Origin of the sequence: Citrobacter sp. NCU1, assembly GCF_010231475.1 — a bacterium.
Classification (GTDB): Bacteria; Pseudomonadota; Gammaproteobacteria; order Enterobacterales; family Enterobacteriaceae; genus Citrobacter_D.
Genome location: NZ_NRDO01000104.1, coordinates 1 through 6,872, shown reverse-complemented (window position 1 = coordinate 6,872; position 6,872 = coordinate 1). Strand labels below are relative to the sequence as shown.

Annotated in this window: 7 protein-coding genes and 1 pseudogene; all 8 read right to left on the bottom strand. The window is 49.8% G+C overall.

What is annotated here, in order from left to right:
- Positions 1-62 precede the first annotated feature (62 nt).
- Positions 63-155 (bottom strand): annotated as a pseudogene (locus CJP72_RS26150) (ogr/Delta-like zinc finger family protein); the annotation flags it as partial.
- 276 nt (positions 156-431) lie between these two features.
- Positions 432-3,119: a DUF927 domain-containing protein gene (locus tag CJP72_RS24325; protein ID WP_162383813.1), complete on the bottom strand. Its 2,688-nt coding sequence runs from the start codon at positions 3,117-3,119 to the stop codon at positions 432-434.
- Complete coding sequence (locus CJP72_RS24320) at positions 3,116-3,526, bottom strand: hypothetical protein (protein WP_162383814.1); 411 nt, start codon at positions 3,524-3,526, stop codon at positions 3,116-3,118. Before CJP72_RS24320 ends, CJP72_RS24325 begins: the two co-directional genes overlap by 4 nt.
- Positions 3,516-3,758, bottom strand: a complete 243-nt coding sequence (locus tag CJP72_RS24315) for a hypothetical protein (protein WP_162383812.1) — start codon at positions 3,756-3,758, stop codon at positions 3,516-3,518. The genes CJP72_RS24320 and CJP72_RS24315 overlap by 11 nt, the downstream gene beginning before the upstream one ends.
- Positions 3,755-4,345, bottom strand: a complete 591-nt coding sequence (locus tag CJP72_RS24310; RefSeq protein ID WP_162383811.1) for a host cell division inhibitor Icd-like protein — start codon at positions 4,343-4,345, stop codon at positions 3,755-3,757. Before CJP72_RS24310 ends, CJP72_RS24315 begins: the two co-directional genes overlap by 4 nt.
- Before the next feature lie 89 nt (positions 4,346-4,434).
- Positions 4,435-5,439 carry a P2 family phage major capsid protein gene (locus tag CJP72_RS24305; protein WP_162383810.1) on the bottom strand — a complete coding sequence of 335 codons (1,005 nt, stop codon included), beginning with the start codon at positions 5,437-5,439 and terminating at the stop codon, positions 4,435-4,437.
- Positions 5,440-5,461: 22 nt separating this feature from the next.
- A complete protein-coding gene (locus tag CJP72_RS24300) occupies positions 5,462-6,322 on the bottom strand; it encodes a hypothetical protein (protein WP_162383809.1) in 861 nt (286 codons plus the stop codon).
- A gap of 17 nt (positions 6,323-6,339) precedes the next feature.
- The gene (locus tag CJP72_RS24295; RefSeq protein ID WP_162383808.1) at positions 6,340-6,567 is read right to left on the bottom strand and encodes a helix-turn-helix transcriptional regulator; all 228 of its coding nucleotides are present in this window, start codon (positions 6,565-6,567) and stop codon (positions 6,340-6,342) included.
- Positions 6,568-6,872: the final 305 nt, after the last annotated feature.

Here is a 6,872-nt window from a genome sequence, read left to right as displayed (position 1 = left end):
AGTCACCTCTGGTTGAGAGTTTACTCACTTAATCGCGTGTCCACTATTCGCGGGTAGGATCAGTACACATCGTATAGCTGCGGGTGTTTTCTGTTTGTTTTACCTATCCGCGCGACTGCCTTACATGTTGGGCAGTACATTTTCATCATCTTCATCGTTTTATCCTTTTGCCCGCCAGAAGAAGGGATTCTGGTTCCCTGCCTCTTGTTCTGAACGTGTAACACTGGTAACACGCGTAACATCATTGATTTAAATGAATTTAATCCGTTACCAGTTAACTAAATTAAGAGGTAACGCGTGGTAACACACCGCTTTTTGTTACCACTGTTACCAGTAAGTATTTTTGACTGGTAACAGTGAAGAACCGCATCAGTAGCGGGTGTTACCTCTGTTACCAGTGTTACCTCATAAAAATAAGACTCACGCGATAATTACTCGGGATCGGCGCTTCCCAGTACCTGTGTATTGAACTGATACACTCGCTTAACCCCTATTTCTGGCAGGCGTATGCTGTTTTGTGTCCGCCCGTCCTCACCGGCTTTCAGCCACCCAGCATCCACACACAACCTGGCCACCTTACGTGAATCAAATCCTTTACAGATTTCCTTCCAGCCGGACGGCAGCACATAAAACGTCACCACCGGTTCTGTGGTGTTGTCGCCTTTGTCCACCTTCCTGAACCCCATCATTGAAAGCGGCCGGTTCCTGTCGTCGTGCCAGTCTGCAAAACGGCTGAACTGGTTTCGCGTCATGAAGTCGCGCACCTGTTCAAGCGCGGTTTTGTCTTCCTGATTGGCCGCATGACCACGATCGGCCATCCACGACGCCAGGCAGCATTCAGCCGCCCGGAATGCCTCACCTTCCGGCCAGCCGGTTATCCCGGCCTGAGTGGCCAGCTCCCCGGCCATCGCCACCAGAGCAAAACGGGTAACCGCACGGCCAACCTGATTCCCGGCATTTTCTGGTGTCAGTCTGCGGGTATATTCTTTCAGCAGGGTTTTCGCCTGGCGGGTCAGCTCAGGCAGATCCCCGGTCAGACAGTGCAGCCAGTCGCGAAAAGGCGTGCCGTGATAATGCACCACCGACTGTTCCAGATGTTCTGCCAGGGTCTTCCCGCCACTGAAACCGTGCAGCTCCTCAAACACACCATATTTACCGGAATCACTGGGGATCTGGATCATCCTGACCTCCACACCGGCATAGGTTCGTTCACCGGCGCTGGCCGCATGTTCCACCAGTGACAGCTCCCCGGTGGACAGAAACAGCAGATTCCAGCGGTTGGTTTCTCTCACAGAACCATCTGTTCTGGCTCTGGCTTTCCCCTGCCCGTTCGCCAGCATATAGGCAATATTTCCCGCCTCCCTGCCGTCAACCTCCCGGATCTCATCGAGCATCAGGGTCGCATCATTGCGACGGCTCGCCGTTCCTTCCAGCGCATTGCCGGTAGCCCGCCATGTGTGCCAGAAGTCCGTACCACCGCAGACCGATGCAGCCACTTTCATGGTCGTGGTTTTACCGTCCGTCGATTCGCCTTTCAGGTGATAGCCGCCGCCACTCATGCCAACCAGCGTCAGCAGCGGTGCAGCAAAGGCCAGACTCACCGCAAACGCCAGGCGGGCATTGCTGACACAATAGCGCCCAATATTTTCCCGCCACTCGTCAGAAGTACCGCTGACGCGAAAGTCCCGCCCCTGTACACTCGACGTCTGCAAAATAACCGACTGGGCTTCACGGCCAATCACTTCGTCCTGCAGGACATACACGCCGCCATGCCAGCCGGTTTTGTTCACACAAGTGACTTTTCTGTCTGGTTTACACAGGGACAGGTACTCCATCAGGAACGCCCTGGCCATCCCGTTGATGTTGATATAAGAAAGACCATTAACCAGTAACACGCGGCGCAGCTCTTCCCCGCTGCCGCCCAGCATTTCCATCGGCATAGCCCACTTGCGGCTGTTACCGTTTGTGTCCTCCCACTCCAGCAGACGTCCATAATTACTGCCGTCTGCATCACAGGTGATCGCAGTCACCCGCAGCGGACTGCAAATCTTGATATTGCGGATTTCCGTATCGCCATCAGACTTGTTAACCAGTTTGTCATACCACAGGTATTCCTTGGTCAGCCTGAATCCCTGCGGCAGTCGGGTCTGCCCTTTACCGTGTAGCGTCATTTCCTCACGGAAGGCTTCACGCGCCCGATCTTTACCCACCTCCTGCCGGTAATCATCCCAGTCCGCCTTATGGCGTACCGGGGGAAGTGTCACCCAGCCATCCACCGCTTTAGCGGCTTTCTCTGCCTGAATACGTCCGGTATTTTCCTTCCCGTCAGCCAGATCATTATCTCCGGCCAGAATGATCCGGGTTTCCGGCCAGCGCTTTCGGACTTGCTCCGCCACTTTCAGCAAATTGGTGGCCGCAACAGCCGCCACGATCCACCCTTCAGCCAGAAGGCTGACGGTCAGCGCCGTGGCATAGCCCTCCGTGATGATCACCTGTTCAGGTGTTTCAGCGGGTATATCGTTAAGGGCAATGAATGCGCCGGACAGCTGGCTACCGGGAAGAAGGCTTTTATCCCCGTCAGGGTTGATAAGCTGACCTCCGATAATAGTCCCAGCAATATCCGTCAGTGGTAGCAACAGAGAACCGGCTGAAAATGTCATCCCGGCCAGATTCAAAGACTGCGCCAGCAGGGGAAGTGAATACCCGTGTAAGCCCTTATTTGTCAGATAGATCGGCTCACCGTTGTGGGACTGCTGTCTGAGTCGGGTATACCGCTCCGCGCCCGTTTCTTTTCCTGCCGCCTTTTTCCTGGCGGGCAAAGCGGGTTTCTCCAGCATTTCAGGTAATGCAAGCACCTCAGATACCACATCTGCGGCTTCCTTTACCTTTCTCCCGGTCACCAGACGAACCAGATCCAGACCATCACCATGACCGCACTGATTACAAAACCAGGTACCCCGTCCCTCTTTATCGTCGAGACGAAAGCGATCTTTGCCGCCACACGCCGGGCAGGCTCCATGACGCCCCGCTGGCGGTACTTTGATACCTAAAGCAGACAGAATATGTGGCCAGTGCCCGACAGCAGCACCTGAAACCACAGACACAGGTTGATTCCTCACAGCTGCCCCCCCTGGTCTTCCGGCTTCACAAACGCAAAACCTTCAGGGAGATCTCCATCAGGGGCACCAAAAATAATATCCCGGTAAATCTCCCGCATCTCTGTGACACCAAAAACTGACAGGCAAATGTTTTCTGACATGAAGCCAGGTTTAAGCATTTTTTCCAGTTGTTCCCCGGCCAGCATGCAACCAACTTCGGCACCAAATTCAGTCACCCACGGCATTTCAATATGATAAATAATATTGCTCACGACTTTTTCGTAGGTGAGTTCTATTCGTTCGCCATCTTCGATATAAACCGGTTCATTATGGACACGCATCATCAGAGAAATGAACGCATCAGCAATGTAGAAACGTAATACTGCTGTACGTAATGCATGTGTCTTAAGATTTTGATTATTGCTCATCATGCATATCTCCCTTGATTGTGCTTGTTTCCTTAACCACCCCGTCCAGCTGGTCAGCAATACAGGCCATAATGGCCGCAGCCCCTTCTGCAGAAACAGTTCTCGATCCACTCACAGCGGGGACAGACAATACATCTGCAAGAAACTCACTGGCCAGCGCAGCCCGCAACAGACGGCGCTCACCAGATTCACTCAATGTGCAACCATTTTTTACGTTTGTTAAACAGCTCATGCGGCAACCTCCCCAGGATTTTTTACAGGGACGCGGGCAGCAAAGCTCAGGACAAATTCGGAGACGAGTTTAAGGCGTGCAGTATGTTCGCAGTCTGCTATGACACGCACAGAACAAGGGCGAGCGCCATAGTCAGTACGGCGGACGGCAAGAAAGACAAAGGTAAATTCAGGGTGAGATAAAACCGGGACTGTAGCCATGATGGCAACCTCCTTCAGATAGCGGGTAACGCTACCACCGGAGTTCCTACGCTCATGGGTGGTAGCCCAGACGGGGGTAGGAATACCGGCTCTGAAGGATACCGGCCAGCCCGAAAGCTGCCCCGCCTGGACTACCATAATTCTGACGATGTGGCGTAAAAAATAAAAAAATACAGTCAGCCACCACACCATTAAATTTAGGTGAGTCAAAGCTGCGACACAAAAAAACACGCCTGGCGCGTGTAGTATCGCCTTCAGATAACACGGGTTCCTACGCCCGGTTGCCGATTTTGCGGCAACCTTTAAACTATATCCCGTGCATTCCTGGCGAGGCAAGAAGTTTATAACCGAAAACTGATGATTGCCTGAATTAATTAGCGCTGGCATGCTTAAGCCTCTGCTTAAAAATAGTTTTTCATTTTTCTGATACTGTTAACGTGACCCGCTTCTGAGCGGGTCTTTTTGTTTAAGCAGTGTCAGTCCGCGAACGTCAGGGCGCTCTCATCAACAGCGGCGTACAGTTCCGGCTCACCCAGGGCATAGCCTTCATTGCGCAGGTAGGAATGCACGTATTCGCTGTTTTCATCATCAAACTCAGCACGGAACCAGCGGCTTATCGCCTGAGTGTAAATATGCAGGTTATCCAGCGTCGTTACTGCCAGACGCTTACCCGGCATAAACGGGGGAATAAACGCAAAGCGGCCAGCCACTGAACTTGTAGCCATCTGCGCGGCATTCACATCAGCCGGACGGTCTGTGGCATTGAATAGCTTCAGGCGTTGGTGTGCTGCCAGCTCCGCCCCAACCAGCACAACCAGACGGGGATCTTCACGAAACGGCTCTGCAATCAGCTCAGTAATAAGATGGTTGGCCAGTACATCAATATTCTTCCACGTACCAGACTCTCCCAGAGTCACAGGCTCAGAAATAATTTGCTTCCCCTTCCCGTAGGATTTCGCCAGTGCATGCCAGCCAATATTGACGTCCTCTCCTTTTTTATTGATATCCGGATCTGTCGTATTCGCGATGGACACACCATTGAAACCTACCCGCAGCATATCCAGCGCATACGTCTGGCTAAAAAAGTCTTCAACCGTTTTCTCAAACTCATCCGGCACACCGGTATGATAGATGTGTGACATATCGGAATAACTGATCCGGGCGCAGGTATCCGTCTCTGCCAGAAAGAACTCCGTACCATTAATGGCTATTTTTTTGTGGAAACGACCACCGTCCACACGCCCGGTATGCAGCTCACTGGCGCCAATATTGATGGCATTGCCCGACACGGCGTTAACATCGCGCAGAGTGATATTCTTCATTAACCAGCCAGACTCCAGGATTGAAGCCCGTAAAATATTCTCGCCCGGCTCACCTAATGAAAAACGTCGGTTCGTATCAGGTTTATAGTCTGAGCCAGACGTAAATTTTTGATGGTAGCGACGTGCCGCATCCGGCCTTTCTGTTTTAAAGGCATACATAGTTATCACCTGTTTTTTATAATTAAGAAAAGAGTTTATTTTTGTACTCAGTAACCCGATTGCATTTCATTACATGCTCAATATAATCCCGGTCACTTACGACAGTACGCAATACAGTATTGTCAGCGCGGTAATACTCCCTGTAAGCCATAGTCCTTACCATGCCACCGTTATTTAATTCATAACGATCAGTTGGCACACTGCAACAATTAATAATTGAGCTTACGGCCTCAGATAAAAATTTAAGTGCTTCAATAATAAAATTAACATCCCGGACAATACCAACATCATGAAACACAGAAACAAATTCAGCAGAGATCTGTACTGAATGAGGAAATATATTCAGAAGCCGCTTATCGATTCCTTTCCCAATATAATCGGCCTCATCTGCCAGCAAACCCGGTAAAAGCCTTATCGTACTCAGTCGGCATTGTTGCTCACTCAGTCGGGAAGCTGCCAGCTGGTAACGGCGTTCTGCGTCCGCACGTTCGACACGCCCAGGTTTTTTCGTTTTGGCCTCAGCAATGCTACTGGCACTGGTTTTCGAGGATGCACTTTTCCATACAGCTTCCGCGTTTGTGACTTCGTGCTGCCGGAAAGATAATTCTTCCTCTTCACGGCGACACAGCTGGGCATAGCGACTGAGTAGCAGATTGATCTCATTCGCCACAGCTTCCGTATCAGGTACTGTCAACCCCGTCAGTGAATACAGCTTTTCACCTTTAGCGCGCAGCTTATTCAATGAATAGATTTCGATAATACGCACAATACAGGCTGTGTCGCTATGAGTTTCTTTAAATGGGCTTACTTTGTAACTGTCTAACACCGACACATGTTCGTTTTTAATTGATGCCAGTTTTTTCTTAAAAACATTGTCAACCATATAATTACCACCTCAATTTAGGAGTTTAGTTTTCTATTGAGAATATTCTTCTCTATCCATTCATTAACTTCATGCTCCACCCATGCAACAGAACGAGAACCGATAGAAACCTGGTTTGGAAACTCATCATTCTTTATCTTTAGATAAATTGTTGACTTGGGTAAGCCAGTCAAATTAATCACTTCTGATATTCTCAGAAGCCTATAGTTTTTTTGGGGTGTGTTTTCCCGAGGCAATAAGCTCATGGCTATGTCCTTCACATTAGATATTTATATCTAAGACTTAATTAGTCTCTATTGGGTGTATATATACTTGCACAGAAGAATTAATACGTAAAGAATGACACTTTCAAACTCATTCAAAAAATTAGAATAACGAATATCGATTAATAACAGTGAATATTAGGCAATATGTCTAAATGGCAACCTTCGCCAGATGTTGCTAATCGCTGATAACGATGAAATTTGATGAACAAAATATGTAACAATTTGTAAACTTACAGATTGGGCTGGGCTGGGCTGGGCTGGGCTGGGCTGGGCTGGGCTGGGCA

Bases quoted from the DNA above. Each gene is read 5' to 3' on its own strand.
- CJP72_RS24300 (WP_162383809.1), bottom strand. From the start codon at position 6,322: ATGGTTGACAATGTTTTTAAGAAAAAACTGGCATCAATTAAAAACGAA.
- CJP72_RS24310 (WP_162383811.1), bottom strand. From the start codon at position 4,345: ATGCCAGCGCTAATTAATTCAGGCAATCATCAGTTTTCGGTTATAAAC.
- CJP72_RS24295 (WP_162383808.1), bottom strand. From the start codon at position 6,567: ATGAGCTTATTGCCTCGGGAAAACACACCCCAAAAAAACTATAGGCTT.
- CJP72_RS24320 (WP_162383814.1), bottom strand. From the start codon at position 3,526: ATGAGCAATAATCAAAATCTTAAGACACATGCATTACGTACAGCAGTA.
- CJP72_RS24305 (WP_162383810.1), bottom strand. From the start codon at position 5,439: ATGTATGCCTTTAAAACAGAAAGGCCGGATGCGGCACGTCGCTACCAT.
- CJP72_RS24315 (WP_162383812.1), bottom strand. From the start codon at position 3,758: ATGAGCTGTTTAACAAACGTAAAAAATGGTTGCACATTGAGTGAATCT.